This window comes from Pelosinus fermentans DSM 17108, from assembly GCF_000271485.2.
Taxonomy (GTDB): Bacteria; Bacillota; Negativicutes; order DSM-13327; family DSM-13327; genus Pelosinus; species Pelosinus fermentans.
On sequence record NZ_AKVN02000001.1, the window covers coordinates 4643055 to 4662421 of the forward strand.

Consider the following 19367-nt stretch of genomic DNA (forward strand, 5'->3'; position numbering starts at 1 on the left):
TATTTAATATATCATCCTATAAGAAAGAAATAAAATCGATTGCTTATCATATTACAGGGGAGGACGTTACATGAAATCTTGGCACCAATTACCGATTGAACAAATCACTACGGATTTACGTACTGATATTCAAAACGGGCTGCTTCCTGAAGAAGTAACCCTAAGACAGAAACAATATGGCTTTAATGAACTAGCTGAAAAAGATAAAGAATCACTTTTTCGTAAATTTATCAATCAGTTTAAAGACTTCCTAGTCCTAATTCTATTAGCAGCTAGTGTCATTTCCGTTCTTATCGGTGAAATCACTGACGCCTTTGTCATTATTGCCATTGTCATTCTAAATGCTTCCCTAGGCGTCTTTCAGGAAGCCAAAGCCGAAAAAGCATTGGAAGCGTTAAAAAGAATGTCCGCCCCCTCTTCCAAAACAATACGAGCTGGCAACCTTGTAATGATACCATCTCGTGAATTGATTCCCGGTGATGTTGTCATCTTGGAAGCAGGAGATTACATACCTGCTGACATACGTATTGTTGAAACAGCAAACTTAAAAGTGGAAGAAGCTTCTCTGACCGGTGAATCAGCTGCAGTAGAAAAAGACCATATAACTCTTGAAAAAGATGCACCTCTTGGTGACCGTCACAACATCGGTTTCATGAGTACTATCGTTACCTATGGACGAGGTAAAGGAATTGTCGTAACAACAGGTATGGAAACGGAAATCGGTAAAATCGCTGCCATGATCCAATCCTTGGAAGAAGACAGCACGCCATTACAGAAAAAGCTTAAAGGCTTTGGCAAACTATTAGGAGGTCTGGGTCTGGCCATATGCGCTGTGGTCTTCTTAGTCGGTATTTATAATGGCTATCGAACTGGAAGTTTAGATTTTCAACTTGTACAATCCATGCTGATGATTTCCATCAGCCTTGCAGTGGCAGCGATCCCAGAAGGCTTGCCTACCGTAGTAACGATTGTACTGGCATTGGGCATGCAGCGCATGGCAAAAAAGAACGCAATCGTCAAAAAGCTCCATGCCGTGGAAACCCTGGGGAGTACAACGATCATTTGTTCCGATAAAACGGGTACATTAACCCAGAACCAAATGACAGTGGTAAAAGTCACTCTTGGTAAAAAATCCTTCGAAATCACTGGTGAAGGCTATAAACCTGAAGGAGATTTTCTAGTAGAAGGAACCAAAACAGGCATTGATACCGAAAAGGATCTTGATCTGCTTTTGTTAGGCGCTGCACTTTGTAACGATGCACAGCTAAAAGAACCATCGGACACCCAGAATTGGACCATTATCGGGGATCCTACGGAAGGAGCATTGCTGACAGTTGCTGCGAAAGGTGGAAAGAGCAAGGAGCAATTCAGTCTCTATACCCGGATTGCAGAAATCCCTTTTGATTCTGCCCGGAAAATGATGACGACCTTCCATAAGATGACGAATCACCAAACCATCGCTTTCACCAAAGGAGCTCCTGATATTCTGCTGAGGAACTGCACCAATATTCTAATTGATGGCATAGCCCGCCCGATGACAGAAGAAGATTCTCAAATCATCCAAGAAGGAAACCAGAATATGAGTTCTCAAGCGCTGCGTGTGCTGGCAATCGCTTATCGTGAGTTTGATCAGGTTCCAGATAACCTCAATCCGTCTTCTATTGAACAAGAGATGACCTTTATCGGTTTATTAGGAATGATCGATCCGGCACGTCCGGAAGCAAAAGAAGCAGTGAATCTTTGCCTTTCCGCTGGAATTCGGCCCATTATGATTACAGGAGACCATCCGGGAACAGCATTGGCGATCGCCAAAGATTTAGGAATTGCCACCAACGAGCAACAGGTGCTGGCTGGTCAAGACGTAAATCGCCTTTCAAAAGAGCAATTACAAAAATCTGTAAAAGACGTAACTGTTTTTGCCAGAGTCTCTCCTGAAAATAAAATGTCGATCATCGACGCACTGCGGACAAATGGAGAAATCGTAGCCATGACTGGCGATGGCGTAAATGATGCCCCAGCCCTAAAAAAGGCTCACATTGGCATCGCCATGGGTATCACCGGCACCGATGTAACGAAAGAAGCTGCCGACATGATTGTATCCGATGACAACTTCGCCACCATCGTTACGGCAATTGAAGAAGGCAGGGTCATCTTTGCCAATATAAAAAAATTCATTTTTTTCCTCCTATCCTGCAATGCTTCCGAAGTACTGGTCATTTTCCTGGCTATGTTACTGGGCTGGCCGATCCCCTTATTGCCGATACAGCTTCTATGGATCAATCTAGTAACGGATGCATTTCCTGCGCTTGCTTTAGGAATCGAAAAGAAAGAACCAAATATCATGGAGACACCGCCTCGTGCTCCAGATGAACCTCTGCTGAGCAAAAATATGCTCACTATGATTGCTGTACAAAGTATCGTAATGGCTGCTACCGTTCTAGCTGCCTTTCAATATGGCTTACATACCCATAATAATGATCTTGCAGTAGGTCGAACCTTCGCCTTCGTAACACTTATTTTAAGCCAAATCATTTGTGCCTATTCTGCCAGATCAGAGCATTATTCCACATTCAAGTTAGGTTTCTTCAGTAATACCTATCTCAATCTGGGTGCAGGCCTATCGTTCCTCTTACTATTGCTGTCCATTTATGGTCCTCTCCACCTCATTTTTAAAACCATTGAACCCGGCACTACCGAATTGTTCGCATTCATTCTCTTTGCCCCCATTCCCTTTATTGCCACTGAAATCTGCAAGTTCATTTTGAATACGAGGAAAACAAATACATCCTTTAAATGATTAAAAACATTTTGAAACGCGAAGATGCGAAGAATATAAGTTCTTCACATCTTCGCGTTTCAGCGTTTTTTTTAATGGTCTGAGCTTTTTTATCATATATAAAAGCTCAGACCATCATTTTAATTCATCAAACTGACTCTAATGATTCAATTACCGGCGGCGTAAAAGGTACTGGAGCTTCATTCACTTCAGTAGGCAAGCCCATTGTATCCAGAAGATCAATAAACGGCCTTGCCTCTAGTTCTTCAACATTTACCATATGTTTTACATCCCACTCGCCCCGGGCAACCAATATCGCTGCCGCCGCTACCGGTACCCCTGCTGTATAGCTGATCGCCTGGGATTCTACTTCTTGGTAACACTCAGCATGATCACAAATATTATAAATAAAAATTGCTCGTGGTTCATTGTTCTTGGTTCCGCTGATGTAATTGCCAATGCAGGTTTTGCCAGTATAACCAGGAGCTAATGAAGATGGATCTGGCAGCAGAGCTTTTAATATTTTAAGAGGTGCAATTTCCACACCTTCTGTTATTTTCACTGGTTTTTCCGAAGTAAGACCAATGTTGGTCAAAACGGAAAATACATTAAGGTAATGATCACCAAAACCCATCCAAAAACGAATGGAATTTGCGTCAATATTCTTAGATAGAGAATGCAGCTCATCATGTCCTGTCAAGTATACGGGACATGATCCCACCACAGGAAAATCATAATCTACACGTATAGAGTGAACTTTCTGCAGCACCCATTTACGATCTATCCAAGTCCATACCTTTTTAAATTCCCGGAAATTAATCTCTGGGTCAAAATTAGTGGCAAAATACTTGCCATGACTGCCAGCATTAACATCCAAGATATCAATCGTATCAATGGTATCAAAATATTCCTTTTGCGCTAATGCACACCAGGCATTTACTACACCAGGATCAAAACCAATACCTAGTATTGCCGTAATCCCTTTTTCAGCGCAGCGTTCTTTGCGTTTCCACTCATGGTTCGCATACCAAGGCGGATTTTCGCAAACCTTATCCGGTTCTTCATGAATCGCGGTGTCCATATACACAACACCAGCTTCAATACATGCCTCTAGAACGGACATATTAATATAGGATTGACCTACATTAATAACAATTTCTGATTTGGTCTCTTTGATTAACTCCACCAAAGATGGAATATTTAAAGCATCTACTTCACGGGAATACAGTTTTTTCGTTGAATCCTTTAAGTGACCTTTGCGCAGTACACTTTCGATAATTGCCTCACACTTTTGCTGGGTCCGAGAAGCTATGCAAATATCCCCTAAGACATCGTTGTTCATCGCGCACTTATGAGCAACTACATGAGCCACTCCCCCAGCACCTACAATTAAAACATTTTTTTTCATTTTTTCCTCCCTTACTTGTAATACAATTTTTTATGATAAACTATTTAAGAAATCTGCATAACTAAATCTGCGGATCACTTCTACAGTATCATCCAACCTTCGCACAGCAATCGCCGGCATCTGCAACCCATTAAACCAATTTTTCTTTACCATCGTATAGCCGGCCGCGTCCGCAAACCGAATTTCACTGCCAATTTGCAGTTTATCTTGGAAATGGTAGGTGCCAAAAACATCTCCTGCTAAGCAAGATCGGCCTGCAACCATATATTGATATTTTCCGCTTTCACTCTCATCTATTTTAGCAGACAGTCTATATATTAATAAGTCCAACATATGACCTTCTACAGAAGCATCTACAATGGCAATGTCCATTTCATTATGAACCAAGTCAACTACGCTGGTAACCAGCTCTGCACAGCCAGTAATTGCACTTTCACCTGGTTCTAAATAGATCTGAACATCAAATTCTTTAGCAAAATCAGCTAATTTTTTGCTGAAGGTTTCGATTGGATACCCTTCTTTGGTGAAATATAATCCGCCGCCAAGACTTACCCATTGTAATTGTTTCAGCATATCTCCATAGTATTCACCAATAAAGTCAAGCTGCTTTGAAAAAGTTTCCACATCATCATTTTCACAATTATAATGAAACATTAAACCGCTAAGGCGATGAAGCTGCTGTGCCAATACCTGCCTGTCAACCACTCCCAGTCTGGAATGCTTACGGGCTGGATCGGCTAAATCAAAATGGGAATGGCTAATTCCCGGATTGACGCGCAAACCCAGTTTAGCTGATTTGACCACATCGTAATATCGGTCCAGCTGGGAAACAGAATTAAATATAATTTTATCAGCAAATTTAGTTACGGCCAGGATATCTTCCTGGGAATAGCCTACACAATACGCATGAGTCTCCTTACCGAATTTTTCATGTCCTAAGCGTGCTTCATACAAAGAACTGGAAGTGGTTCCATCCATATATTGCTGCATCAAATCAAATACACTCCAGGTGGAAAAGCATTTTAGGGCCAATACTGACTTGGCTCCGGAAAGCTGACGCACCTGCTGAATGATCTGTAAGTTCCGCAGCAGTTTTTTTTCATCAATCAGGTAGTAAGGCGTGGCAATTGTCATTTTTAAAAACTCCTGTTTATCATTAATATTTTAAAATGAGCTACTCAGGCTCAAAATGATTTTCTATGTAAAAGTACATTGATTTAAAATACTTGCTTTTTGCATCTTCAAATTTTTCTACGACACTAATAATAGCAAAATCGAGCGCATTTGTCGATTATTCTTTAAAAATAATCGAATTTTATATTTAAAAGTCGTTTGTCGCCGAAATGGTGTGATTTACTAGTTATCATTACTACTATTCTTCCTACTGGCAAAGCTCACGATTGTTGATAATCTTTTTGGTAAGTCCGATAAATTGCTCTTTCTCCTGTGGCTCCAATGTTGATAACAGCGAACAAAAAAACAATTGGTCTTCTTCTATATGCTGTTTTCCAAGGTCTCTTCCACTGGAAGTGCAATTTAAATATACAGCCTTTCGATCCTTTTCCGTCCGTTCCCGTTTGACAAGCCCTTTGTTCTCCAGTCGGCTTATAATTCCCGTTAACGTAGAGGGTTTAATAGAGTAATGCTCGGCAAAATCATTGAACCGCCAAGGATTATCTGTACGTATCTGCTGCAGCACATATAATTCTTTGCCCGAGAGTCCTGTTCTCTCAAACTCCCTTATTTCCTTTTCCTTAAATATATGAATTAGTTTATGAAGTATCTGAAACTCCTTCACCCAACAACCTCCCTCTTTTAATACTTCATGCGTATAATACGTTTTGAGTATAACAATCGTATACTAAAGTATCCTTTACGTCAAGTACTGCAGAATTCATTGTGATGCTATAAGAAAAAAGTTCACGCTGGCACTGCACTAGCGTGAACTTTCTTTTTATGTTACATAGTCAGGAACGATGTAAGTCTCGTGAATTCAAGTGAGGAAGAATTAGCTTACGACAAACGTTTTACTAACTGATCATATTCCGGACTGTTTAAAAAGTTTTCAATCGAAATGTGTTCTGCCGCCGGCAGTTTCGTTTTTGCACGTTCGGTTAACGTTCTTTGGGTAATAACAATATCAGCATCGCTAGGAAGTTCATTGACTGCCGTATTGATAACAGTAATGTCTATGCCCGCTTCTTTAAACTTCTTACGAAGAATTGTAGCTCCCATAGCGCTAGACCCCATGCCTGCATCACAAGCAAATACCACTTTATTTACTTTTTGGGAAACAGTTTGGGTAACTTCTACTTTATTGCCTTTGAGTTCTTGCACTTTTGCAGTGGCTTGCACTAATTCGTCTTCATCTGCCACCTGATTGCTCATTTTAAGAATTGCAGAGGCAATGAAAAATGCTACGGCTGTTGCAACGGCAACACCTGCTAATACAGCTAAGAGACCGCCTTTAGGTGACATTGCAATCAATGCGAAAATACTGCCAGGAGCAGGAACAGCAACCAAACCGGCACCTAAAGCTTGGAAAGTCAGAGTACCGGAGACACCGCCACCGATAACAGCTAATAGTAAACGAGGGTTCATTAGGATATAAGGGAAGTAAATTTCATGAATACCGCCAAGGAAATGAATGATCATGGCACCCGGTGCAGATTGTCTGATGGTTCCTTTGCCTGCAAACCAATATGCCAGCAATATGCCGAGACCAGGCCCTGGATTTGGTTCCAATAGGAAGATAACAGATTGTCCTGCTTTTGCTGCCTGTTCCATTCCAATAGGGCTTAAAATTCCGTGATTCAAAGCATTATTCAGGAAAAGAATTTTAGCAGGTTCAATGAATACATTTGCTAAAGGTAATAATCCAGCATTTACTACAACTGCTAAACCAGCTGACAATGCTGCCGTAATTCCTAACATGATAGGGCTGACACCAACAAAGGCCAAAATTGCTACAGCACCAGCAACAATACCAGCTGAAAAGTTATTGATTAACATTTCAAAACCAGCAGGAATGTTGCCTTCAAATGCCTCATCGACCTTTTTAATAGCCCAGCCGCCGATAGGACCCATTAACATTGCACCCAAAAACATAGGCTGGGTCGAACCAACAATAATCCCCATAGTGGCAACGGCACCAACCACTCCGCCTCTGGCATCGTAAACCATTTTGCCTCCGGTATAACCAATCAGCAAAGGCAGCAGATATACAATCATAGGTCCGACTAATTTTGATAAGTTTTCATTTGGCAGCCATCCCGTTGGAATAAATAAAGCGGTAATAAATCCCCATGCGATAAAAGCTCCGATATTGGGCATTACCATTCCACTAAGAAACCTTCCGAACTTTTGAATCGTCGCGCGTGTCCCTAAACCATCTTTTTGCTTCGCTACAACTTTCTCCACTTGGCGTTCCTCCTTTAAAATGTAAATATAATGTTCTATTTGCATCATATAATACTTATATATGCTTTTCAAGAAAATCAAAATTCGATTTCGTCATAGGACTTGTTGACATTTTTATAATATTCTCATTTTAGTAAATAAAGTAAGGGCATTCCAAATCCTTCTTTCCTAATAAAAAGGGGTTCCTTTAAAAACAAGACCTTGAACCGCGAAGACGCGAAGATTAGGAAGAACACGAAGTAAACATACTCGACCTATTAACTTCGCCTCTTCGCGCCTTCGCGGTTGGCGTATTTTTACTCCAAAGCTCTTATAAATTCTACTATAAAACAAAGACTGCCTCTATACGATTTTAAGAATATCGTATAGAGGCAGTCCTTTTGTTAGTTTTTCCTATTCTTCAATTGGGACTAGTGATGCCTGGAAATGACGAAGAATGGGCGGTTCACATGTAATTTTGTTAATTCCTACTATGCTTTCACACTAAATCTGGAAATTACTAACTGCTGCTTGTAACTCCTGAGCCATTTGGGCAAGCTTTTGACTCGAAGCTGCGATTTCTTCCATAGAAGCAGCCTGTTCTTCTGTTGCAGCAGAAACGTTCTGTACCTCTCCTGCCGCAGCCTTCGTCAATTGATCAACCTGCTGTACTGAAAGTACAACGTGTTGACTGTCACTTGCTAAATGCCCGATAACGGCTGATATCTCCCCAACCTGAACGGACAGGTTTGTTACCATCCCAATGATCTCTTGGAAGCTGTCGCCCGCTTCATTTACAACTCCGGCACCAGCCTTAACCTTCGTCGTACCTTCTTGCATCGCGATTACAGCTTTGTCTGTCTCACTTTGAATTTCGCCAATCAGATGAGCAATTTGTTTTGCCGCCTCCTGGGATTGTTCCGCTAATTTGCGGACCTCTTCAGCAACGACTGCAAAACCACGCCCCTGCTCACCTGCTCTCGCCGCTTCGATCGCAGCATTTAGAGCTAAAAGATTCGTTTGACCTGCAATTCCAGAAATCGTATCAACAATTTGTCCTATTTCTTTTGACCTTTCACCCAGCTGCGCAACAGCCATAGCCGACGTGCTAACCGTATGCTCAATATCCAGCATTTGTTTTACAGCGCCTTGTACTGACCTGCCGCCTTCCTGGGCTGTATCGACGGCTTTAAGAGACTGCTCCGATACCCCATTAGCATTCTTTGCTGCCTGCTGAATATTCTTCGACATTTGTTCTATTACAGTGGTTACCTCACTCAGTACATGATATTGCTGATCCGTTCCTTCTGCCACCTCCGTTATGGATGAAGCAACTTGATTTGCAGCTATAGCCGACTGCTCAGCACTAGACGTCAGTTCTTCCGATGCTGCGGCCAGCTGATGAGCATTGCCCTGCACCTGACCGACTAGTTTTTTCAAATTAGTTACCATTGCAGCAAAAGCGGCAGCTAACAAACCGATTTCATCTTTTGAAGATATCTCGATTTTCTGGGTAAGATCACCCTGGGCAATCTGGCTCGCCAGCTTCTGCATCTTTAAGATTGGTTCCGAAAAACTTTTGGCAATAAAAAAGGCTAATACTCCCACTAACACCAGTACCACCAGCGTTACCAATCCCATCATAACTAATAAAGAATGGGTTTTCTCTGTGATAACAGTATAAGGTACCTCCAAACATATCAGCCAGCCTGTTCTATCATCATACGTATAAGTAACTAATTTTTTACCTGCCGCTTTATCCTCAATAGCTGCAAATCCGCTTTTCTTCTCAGATAAACCTTGTTTTATAAAACCGACTTCACTCATATCAACGCGATCTTTGACCAAATTTTGATCTGGATGAGCCAATACTTTACCTTCACCATCAATTACATATGCAACCGTATTATCATTAGACAATTTCGTCACAAATTCACTTATTTTCGTGAGAGTAATTGACCCCTGCATGATTCCGATTACCCCGCCTGCTGCATCTGCATCACGAACAGGAGTTACAAGGTTAATCACAAAACGATTCGAGTTTTTGCTAAAGACCACTCCTGATATTACCTCATCCTGTCCTTTGAGTGCCAACTGATAAAAAGGACGCTCCCAAATGTTAGCAACCGGGATATTATCACCACGTACAACCTGATTCCCTTTTACATCATCAAGAGCAAATGAGTTTTCAGGATACACCTTCTGAACCTGAAGCAGGAATGTTTTAATCTTGGGTACATCAAAGGCCTTTACTGTAGGATTGGCAGCAATTGTTTTAAGCGCAATAAAAGATTTATCAAGATATCCATTAATTTGCAGATTCACTTCAATTGCGAGTTCCCTGCATTGATTAATTGTTTCTTTTTCTAATTCCGCACTTAAATACCGTACTGAAATAACCGACAATAGTATGAGCGGTATAAAACTGATTAATATCATAATGATCAATAATTTCTTTTTAACACTCATTTTAGTGATTCCTCCTATCAAATATGATAGATAGCAAATCGACTCAAGGTTATTTAAATATCCTTTATCCAGCAGTATTGTTCAATCACTTCAATCGTTAAGATGCTGCATACCCTATAATAAATGAAATGCATCAGGTGGTGATTCCACCTGATGCACAGGCTAAGTCTGCAAGATACGTCAAAGCATTTGCTATCTTACTCTACATGCAGTTTCCCTTACGTGTTATCTATATTAAACCTCAATATGCTTAACTTTTCCCAGCAGGAATAGATAATTCAAAATACCAACAACCAAAAGCGCGGAAGAAAGGAGCAACGCCATTTTAAATGAGCCGGTAGCTTGCAAAATTGCGCCGGTGGCGATAGGGCCTACCACTCCGCCCATATTAGAAACCGAGTTTTGGAGTCCGGCAACCACGGAGGTCATATTTTTAGGTGCAACATCGCCGGGAAGCGCCCATACCTGGGAAGCAGCCACTGTCGTGCCGGATTTTGCAATACATAAAAGTACGATGGCGGTTACCGCCGACTCGGCGAAAGCCGCCAGGCCTATGCAAGATGCCATCAGAAGACCGCCAACTAAGAAGACCTTTCGAGTAGCAGTTAAAGACAGCCACCCTTTTGACTGTACCTTGTCTGATGCCCAGCCCGCAGCGACTTCAACAAACATTGATATTAAGAGAGGCAGCATAGCTGCAAACCCCATAGCCAGCATTCCCATGCCTTTTTCCTTGATCAGATATGTAGGAAGCCATGTAATAAAGAAATAAGAAGTATAATTAATCATAAAAAACCCGATGCACATCGCCCAAATATTTCTGTATTTTAAAAGTTCGTACCATTTCATCGGTTGTTCTTTATCAAGACCTCCTTTTTGGGACTGCCCCTCGCGAATGTACTTTAACTCAGCAGCATTGACGCCTTTGTGTTCTTCGGGAATTTCCTTAAAATACATGATCCAGATGATAGACCAGACAATTCCCACCCCACCGATAATAACAAAAGTCATCTTCCAGCCAAACAAGGCAATAAGCCAGACAATAAGCGGCATGGCAACCGCCCCGCCAAATTTGGAACCGCTGTCAAAAAGCCCGCCGACAGTTGCCCGCTCTTTATCAGGAAACCATTTGGAAGAGATCCCCGCATTGCTTGGATACGCAGCCGCTTCACCGATCCCAAGAGCCACGCGAAACCCTAGTATTGATTTAAACCCTGTTCCGAGTCCCGTTAAGGCTGTGGCGATCGACCACCAAGCTACAGCAAAGCCAAGGGTTTTTTTCTGTCCAATTTTGTCAGCAAACCAGCCTGCAGGAACTTGGAGCAAGGCATATGACCAAAAGAAACCCGACATGATAATACCCATCTGACTTGGTGTTATACTAAATTCCTTAGTAATATAAGGAGCTGCGGCTGCAAGCACGGTACGATCAATATAATTAATAGCAATTGCTGACCACATTAACGCTGCAACGACCCACCGTACATTCGATTTTTTCTCTGTTGACAAGATAACCCCTCCATTATATGTATTGCTATTACGCTTATTAGTTTCGGCTGTTCGTAAACTTCCTTTTTATTTCAGGAAGGAATCAGACTAAAATTACAATAATTTTTTGTAAATTGCCCTCATATCTTCTTTTGTTACCACTTTCGGATTGTTATCTAAAAGACGTGTTACCTTAGCCGCTGCCTCTATCAGATCGTCGAGGGCTGCTTCATTAATGCCCTTGGCCCTTAAATCGCAGGTAACATTCAAATCTTTGATTAGGGAATATAGGTTATCTATCATTTTCTCCGCAGCCTGCCTAGTAGTACTGCCGGAAATTTCAAGCTCCATTGCAATCGCTATATCTTTAAATTTCTCTTCGCAAACGTCCAAGTTAAACTTCATTACATCCGGTAACAGAATTGCATTGGATAAACCATGGGGAATATGATATTTTCCTCCCAGCGGATAAGACAACGCATGTACTGCAGTAGTACTAGAGGTTGCAATTGAAATACCGCCAAACATCGCACCTAGCAGCATATCTTCACGGGCTGCTACATTATGTCCATCGTGATATGCAATGCGAATACTGCGAGAAATCAAAGTAATTGCTTTTAATGCAAAAGTGTCACTGAAGGGATTTGCTTTTTTTGAAATATAGCATTCAATGGCATGACATAACGCATCCATTCCTGTATTAGCTGTAATATGTTTCGGTAAATTAATCGTCAAATTGGGGTCTAAAATAACACAATCCGGTACCATCTTTTCGCTGACGATGCCAACTTTCAATTCCTCTTCCGGCACTAAAACGATGGCGTTTGGCGTTGCTTCAGAACCGGTACCTGCCGTTGTCGGAATCATAAGTGTTGGTACGCCGCGGCGTTTTATCTGCGCTTTTCCTTTTACCAATTCACGTAAATTTACACTGTTTGTAAGTAACAAAGAAACGATTTTTGCTGTATCCATGGAACTGCCGCCGCCAATGCCGATAATCATTTGGCATTCAAATTCTTTTGCCGCTTGGAATATTGCATTTACCTGATCTACCGTTGGTTCAGGCGGCGTATCATTGATTACATGGACATTTACGCCTGCTCCTTCAAGTAAGGCCTTAGGATTATCTACTAAACCAGAACCCCAAACACCTTGGTCAGTGATAATCACTACATTTTTAGCTTCATAATCAGCTGCGATAGTTGCGATTTGTTCAATACTGCCTGCACCAGCAACGATTTTTCCAATATTCAGCAACGAATAGATACTCATGATAATTCTCCCATCATTTAAAATATTTCAAGTTTCAGTTATTTCAAAAAAGTCCTATTTTAGTGAACATTATTGATTCCACCGCGGGTGTTCATAGGCCTTTGGATTGCATACGTTCTTCCAGCGTTCACCATTGATTACTGCAATCACGCCTTCTGCTGCCATGGTTGCTACACCTGATGCTGCCTCTTTGGTTTGTCCTGCCATATGGGGAGATACGATAATATTGTCATACTTAAATAAAGGTTCATCAACAGTCACCGGTTCATTCTCAAAGACATCCGTGGCTGCGCTATGTATTTGATTCTCTTCTAACGCTTTTGCCAAAGCAGCTTCATCAATAATACCGCCCCGGGAGCAATTAATTAAAATGGCATTTGACTTCATTAATTCTAACTCAGCTGCACCAATGAGATTTTTGGTTTTAGGTGTCAAAGGAACATGTAAAGAAACCACATCGCTTATTTTTAAAACCGCATTCAATTCTGTTTCATGTTGATATCCTTGTTCAGTGATTGCTTCCGGTGCAACAAATGGATCATACACAACAACTTTCATTCCAACACCAGACGCCATCTTCGCAAGAACACTGCCAATATGACCATAACCAACCAAACCTAATGTTTTGCCATATATCTCAAAAGCTTTATAACTGCTTCGTATATTAAAATTACCTTTACGAAGCTCTCTATCGCTATGCACCATATCCTTTGCCGCAGCAAACATAAAGGCAAAAGCATGTTCGGCTACCGAACGAGTATTAGCGCCAGGAGCAATGACTACAGGAATACCAAATTCCGTTGCAGCTTCTACATCCACATCGTCAACACCAACACCAGGACGTCCGATAACTTTTAATTTTTTTGCAGCCAGCATTGTTTCCCTGTCAATGGAGCCAATACGTATGATAAGACCTTCCGCATCAAGCAATTCAGGCAGCATGGCCTTTGGATCACCATTGTTTGTTATGGCAACCTTTACGTTTGCTTTTTCTAAAACAGCCATTCCATCATCGTGTAATCTATGGGATATAACAACTTTTTTCATTTTTAGCACTCCTTGTTAGAAATTCAAGAGGTAAACATAGAGTCAATATTGTATCCTATCATCTGGACAGCCCATTCACTCTATGTTGTCACTCTTATATTTAAAAACTGCAGATCAGCTTTTGCCTACTATTTGTACAATTCAAAAACTTTCAGTAATGCTGCGTCAATTTCAGGTTTATTGCAATTTGAAGGTTCCCGGCCTGGACCAACTGGGTAACCCAGTAAGTTGACTGCACGTTTAACAACAGAATTTGGATTGCCCATTTGCATCACATTACGAAATGGTCTGATTTTCTTTTGTGCTTCATTTGCCTCTGCAATTTTACCTTGTGACCATAATTGATAGATGCTCACCATTAATTCAGGAAATACATTCGAACAACCGGAAATCGCCCCTGTACCGCCCGCCAATAATGTCCATAGAATCAAAGAATCACTGCCAGCTAATACACTTAAGCGCGGGTCGGTATTTTCAATGTATTTTAACGTATTGTCAAAATTACCACTGCTGTCTTTGATACCAATAATGTTTTCGTATTTTGCCAATTTTTTTACAGTGGTGTAATCGATATTATTGCCTGTTCTTGCCGGAATGTTATAAAGCAGGATTGGCAGATCAACAGCTTCCGCTACACTGCTGAAATGACGATATAAGTCATCTTGGGAAATACCGGCAAAGTATGGAGAAATAATCGATAATACATCAGCCCCTAACTCTTTAGCAATTTTTGAGAGCTCAATTGTTTCCTGTGTTGTAATACAACCAGTACCCACATATACAGGTACCCGGCCTTTTACTTCATCAACCGTAACCTTAATGATTTCGATTTTTTCTTCTTTTGAGAATGCATAAAATTCGCCATTTGTCCCTAGAGCAAAGATACCGCTAATTCCTGCGTCAATTAAGCGATTAATTTGGCTGCGCAGTTCCTTTTCATTGAACTTTTCCTCTGCTGTTAACGGAGTCAAAATAGGAGTAATAATACCTTGTGGCTTAAACATAATAATCATCCTTTCAGTTTGAATTTTTATAGTATTTGATCTATTTTAAAGATGGGCAAATTTTACTTTTGCCATCTTAGCACCCAGTAATAATGACTCAGTCATACTTTTTCCATCTGCAATCCCTTTGCCTGCAATATCAAATGCAGTACCATGGTCAACAGAGGTTCTGATGAATGGCAACCCGACCGTAACATTCACTCCTGTTTCAAAACCCAGCACTTTAATGGGAATATGCCCTTGATCGTGATACATAACTACAACAATATCAAATCGCTCCCTAATTGCCGCCTGATAAAATACAGTGTCTGGCGGTACCGGTCCGGTAACATCCATTCCCATTTCTTTTGCCGCATCAACAGCTGGTGCAATTTCCAGTTCATCTTCTGTACCAAACAAGCCATGTTCACCAGAATGAGGGTTTAGTCCGGCTACAGCAATCCGCGGCTTTTCAATGCCCATCATTTTCAATGTATCATCTGCTAACCGAATGACACGCAGCACACGATCCTTTTTGACAAGATCACAAGCTTTTCTAAGGGGTACATGAGTTGTCACATGTATGACTTTAAGCGCGCCGCCAACCAGCATCATGGAATAATCTTTTTGTCCGGATAAAGCCCCCAGTATTTCTGTATGCCCGGGATAATGACAGCCGCCAAGATTTAAAGCCTCTTTATTTAAAGGAGCAGTAACGATTGCATGGATTTGGGCTTTCAGTGCATAGACAACCGCTTTTTCAATATATTCATAGGCTGCTTTACCAGCTCTTCCATCAACTTGTGCAAAAGGCAGATCCAAGGGTAAATTATCTAAATCAACAACGTCAATTATTCCGTAAGTTCTGCCAGCTAGTGCTACATCTTGGACAGACTGACATGTTACATCAGCACCGACAATCCCGATGGCACGTTCCATTATTTTTTTATCGCCAAAAACTACGGGTCTTGCAATCTCATATATTTCTTTTGCAGCCAATGCTTTGACAATAATCTCCGGACCAATTCCCGCTGCATCACCCATGGTAATTCCTAATATCGGTTTCATCTGTTATTCCTCCTATCTTGTATATTTACCTAAGAACTCAGCTCGTTTTCAAATCCATCACTTTTCGCATTGCCTGTATGGATAGAACAAATGCATCGTCCAGGCCAAAGGCCCCCGCTTTTGTAACCACCTGTAATCCATTGCAACAACCGCCGACCAATCGCCCCAGAGGAATACCAACAGCAACTTCCTCCAGTATTTCAATAGCCTCAGCCCCCAAGGAACGGCAAACATGGATGGCTGTATCACCGCCAGTAAGAACCATCCCAGCCAATTGATAATCGGTTAACTGTATGGCAATATCACCTAAAGCAACCGCCGTTTGTTCACTCACTTCAGTGCTGCTAAGTCCACAATTTTTTCCCGCTGCTACCGCGGCAAAAACATCACCGTCATCAACTGCGCTGGCAATTACGATGTCTTTACCCTGACCCAATTGTTTTTTCGCTTGTATTGTGCATTGCCTTATTTCTAGTTCTTTATTCTGGATAAGATTGGCTACATTCATTTTTACTAGTTCAATATTCGGTAAATTCAGTGCTGTACTAATCTGCGCTTGAGTGACCTTACTCACACTGCCGGCAATCACCAGCACAGGTCCTTTTGCTGCAATCCCTATATTTTTTTGTTCAGCGGACCATTGATAAAAATCTGATAATTGTTCTGCCAAGCCTGCCGAACCTACCCATAAAACCTTATGATAATCTTCCGCTGCTTTGACAATACGCTCTAAATGTTCATCCAATACTGCATCAAAAACGATCCATTTCTCACCACATTCCAGACATTGCTTAATGGCTTGCTTTACTGCGTCTAATCCCTTCATGACCACATGGAGTGAAATTAAGCCAATCTTACTTTCCGTTTGTTTATGTAATAATTCCACAATCCGCGATTCATCTACCGGACTCTTCGGCGCATGAGCAATTTCAGTTAATTCGATTGGAATCTGGTCTAACAAATGATATCCGCCTACAGTTATACGTTTATTACTGGGGAACGCGGGGGCAATCACAACGATCTCTGGTTGAAAGACTGCTGCCGTCGCTTCTATTTCAGCACCCAGATTTCCCCTCAGGGTGGAATCAACTTTTTTGTAGATGTTTTTTACACCGCTATCCTGCAAAACTTCGCAAACTGATCTCACCCGGTCATAAGCCGCCGCTGGTGCAATATCTCTGCTATCAGTATCTATAACAATCACATCAGCAGTTTCTTTCAGTATTTTTTCCTGATCAAAATCAATTCTTACACAACTGCTTATATTACGTTTAGAAAATTGTACTGCTGTATCATTTGCACCTGTTATGTCATCTGCAATAACCGCTAGTTTTATCATCTCTATCACCTTCTCTCTACTGCACCTCACTGCTATGTATTGCAAACTTCGTGCCAACATGATTTTCCTTGATAATACTGGATTTATTTCTGCAACATAAAAAATACGTTGCATTTTTGCAACGTATTTAGTGCAATATGCACGCATTATCTTTTTGCTGCTTTGGCATTTAATTTTCGCCATAAGGTAGTTCGATGAATCCCAAGCCTGGCTGCTGCCCGGTTATAATTATATTCCTCTTCCCTCAGCACACGCAGTAAGATCTCATGTTCCACTAAAGCCAAACTATCTTTCATCTCGCCTTTTTCGCGGCTTCCTTCTCCTACTGATTCACCTTCTTCATCATAGGCTTCAATCATATCCTGTTTGCTAATAATTGGTCCGCTGCTTAAGAGCATAGCTCGCTCTATCGTATTTGCCAGTTGTCTAATATTTCCCGGCCAGCTGCGCTGTTTCAAATATTCCCTGGCTTCTAAATGAATCCCCGTAACCTTCCCATTGATATGTTTCATTTTTTTGATCATTTCTTTTGCGAGCAGCGGGATATCTTCTATTCTTTCATGCAGCGTCGGCATATGAATACGCAGTATATTAAGCCGGTAATAAAGATCTTGCCGAAAATTCTTTTCTTCAATTAATTTTGCTAAATTTTGATTAGTTGCAGCAACAATACGCACATCTACCGGAATAACGGTATCGCCCCCTAAATGCATGACTGCTTTTTCCTGTAATACACGCAGTAATCTTGATTGGAGGGTTAAAGGCATTTCACCAATTTCATCTAAGAAAAGGGTTCCGCCATGAGCCAGTTCAAATAATCCTTGCCGGCCACCTTTTTTCGCTCCGGTAAAGGCACCTTCCGCATAACCAAACAATTCGCTTTCCAGTAAATTTTCTGGCAATGCTGCACAATTTACAGCCACAAAAGGACCATCAGCCCGGGTACTCACATTGTGGATACTTTGCACCAGCATTTCCTTACCTGTACCAGACTCTCCGGTAATTAAAATGGTTGATTGCGTCAATGCATATTTCGTGGCCTTGCGTTTTAATGCATTACAAACTGGTGATGATCCAACAATATCAGCCATTTTTATTCGGGCGACCAGGCCTTTGGCATGTAGTTTTTTACGGACATTCTGTTCTAATTGCTGCAATTGTGATACATTTTGGAAATTATAAATGCTGCCAATGATTTCACCTTTCACCTTGATTTGATTATATTTAATCGTCAATGTCTTATCACCAATGCGTTGTACATCAGCAATTTTCTCACTGGAATCATCGTTTCCAGCCAGCGAAAGTTGGGGAATGACGGTTTGCAGCTGATTACCGATGGCTTCCAAATGGGATACCTGGAAAATTTTTTCTGCCATAGGGTTAAAAATCGTAATTCGCTCATTGGTATCCGTTGCAATAATACCTTCTGCTGACGTATCAATCACAGTACCTAATAACTCTGCTTTTTCTTGTTCTTCACGCCGGATATGTGCGATTAATGCAGCTTCATTAATGGCTTTATAAATCGCTTCTTTGCCAGACTGAATCAATGCTCCCTGTACACCAATACGTGCCGCTAATTTCGTTGATATTGCATCACCAACGATGAGCTCTACGCCGTTTTCTACTGCAGCAGCAATTTTTTCCTGAGCCTCATTTTCATTTTTCAAAGCAATTTCCACAAAAGTAATACCCAGCAGCGTTGCTAAATCCTCACAGCCATAAATCACATTTTCAAACCCTGCGATACCGATTTTTTCAGGATACTCAGTACTTTGCCTTAATGCACGCAGCACATCCATTACAGTAACCTGGATATGCACAGTAGGTATATTTACATTTTTTTTAATCAAGCTAGCCGTACCGCCACGGCTGACAATCACTTCAACACCGTCTTCCACTGCCTGCTTAACGATTGCAATGCATTCTTGCAGATCTCCTTTGACAACTTTAATGAGATGGGACGAATCAGCAAACCGCTCGGCTACCACTTCCTCCGCCAACTTTGCTAAACCCGCAAATGGTGCTACAAATAAAATCCTTGCCTCCACAATTGACTACCTCACTTTTAACTCCAGTAATTAACCATCAATCAAAATTTTTTCAACAAACAGCGCG

13 protein-coding genes are annotated in these 19367 nt (G+C 41.3%); 1 reads left to right on the forward strand and 12 read right to left on the reverse strand.

All coding sequences use genetic code 11. The features are described from left to right. Positions 1–70 precede the first annotated feature (70 nt). A complete protein-coding gene (locus tag FR7_RS21295; protein ID WP_007932885.1) occupies positions 71–2797 on the forward strand; it encodes a cation-translocating P-type ATPase in 2727 nt (908 codons plus the stop codon). Positions 2798–2924: 127 nt separating this feature from the next. On the opposite strand, the gene FR7_RS21300 is transcribed toward FR7_RS21295, so the two are convergent. From FR7_RS21300 to FR7_RS21355, 12 genes are all read right to left on the reverse strand, one after another. Continuing rightward, complete coding sequence (locus tag FR7_RS21300) at positions 2925–4184, reverse strand: saccharopine dehydrogenase family protein (protein ID WP_007932886.1); 1260 nt, start codon at positions 4182–4184, stop codon at positions 2925–2927. Between the two features lie 30 nt (positions 4185–4214). Continuing rightward, complete coding sequence (gene nspC, locus FR7_RS21305; RefSeq protein WP_007932887.1) at positions 4215–5318, reverse strand: carboxynorspermidine decarboxylase; 1104 nt, start codon at positions 5316–5318, stop codon at positions 4215–4217. A gap of 247 nt (positions 5319–5565) precedes the next feature. After that, positions 5566–5982 carry a MarR family winged helix-turn-helix transcriptional regulator gene (locus FR7_RS21310; protein WP_007932888.1) on the reverse strand — a complete coding sequence of 139 codons (417 nt, stop codon included), beginning with the start codon at positions 5980–5982 and terminating at the stop codon, positions 5566–5568. A 215-nt stretch (positions 5983–6197) separates the two neighbouring features. Next, positions 6198–7604 carry a PTS mannitol transporter subunit IIBC gene (locus tag FR7_RS21315; RefSeq protein ID WP_007932889.1) on the reverse strand — a complete coding sequence of 469 codons (1407 nt, stop codon included), beginning with the start codon at positions 7602–7604 and terminating at the stop codon, positions 6198–6200. 483 nt (positions 7605–8087) lie between these two features. Continuing rightward, complete coding sequence (locus FR7_RS21320) at positions 8088–10052, reverse strand: methyl-accepting chemotaxis protein (RefSeq protein ID WP_007932891.1); 1965 nt, start codon at positions 10050–10052, stop codon at positions 8088–8090. Between the two features lie 234 nt (positions 10053–10286). Then, positions 10287–11561, reverse strand: coding sequence for an MFS transporter (locus FR7_RS21325; protein WP_007932893.1), 1275 nt, complete (start codon positions 11559–11561; stop codon positions 10287–10289). A 93-nt stretch (positions 11562–11654) separates the two neighbouring features. Continuing rightward, entirely contained in the window at positions 11655–12812 is a 1158-nt protein-coding gene (locus FR7_RS21330; RefSeq protein WP_007932895.1) for an iron-containing alcohol dehydrogenase, read from the reverse strand. A gap of 69 nt (positions 12813–12881) precedes the next feature. Then, positions 12882–13859, reverse strand: a complete 978-nt coding sequence (locus tag FR7_RS21335; RefSeq protein ID WP_007932897.1) for a hydroxyacid dehydrogenase — start codon at positions 13857–13859, stop codon at positions 12882–12884. 128 nt (positions 13860–13987) lie between these two features. After that, a complete protein-coding gene (dapA, locus tag FR7_RS21340; RefSeq protein WP_007950719.1) occupies positions 13988–14863 on the reverse strand; it encodes a 4-hydroxy-tetrahydrodipicolinate synthase in 876 nt (291 codons plus the stop codon). Positions 14864–14908: 45 nt separating this feature from the next. Continuing rightward, positions 14909–15910: a 4-hydroxythreonine-4-phosphate dehydrogenase PdxA gene (gene pdxA, locus FR7_RS21345; protein WP_007950721.1), complete on the reverse strand. Its 1002-nt coding sequence runs from the start codon at positions 15908–15910 to the stop codon at positions 14909–14911. A gap of 37 nt (positions 15911–15947) precedes the next feature. Continuing rightward, positions 15948–17249 carry a four-carbon acid sugar kinase family protein gene (locus FR7_RS21350; RefSeq protein ID WP_017531383.1) on the reverse strand — a complete coding sequence of 434 codons (1302 nt, stop codon included), beginning with the start codon at positions 17247–17249 and terminating at the stop codon, positions 15948–15950. 146 nt (positions 17250–17395) lie between these two features. Continuing rightward, positions 17396–19300, reverse strand: coding sequence for a sigma-54-dependent Fis family transcriptional regulator (locus FR7_RS21355; protein ID WP_007950722.1), 1905 nt, complete (start codon positions 19298–19300; stop codon positions 17396–17398). Positions 19301–19367: the final 67 nt, after the last annotated feature.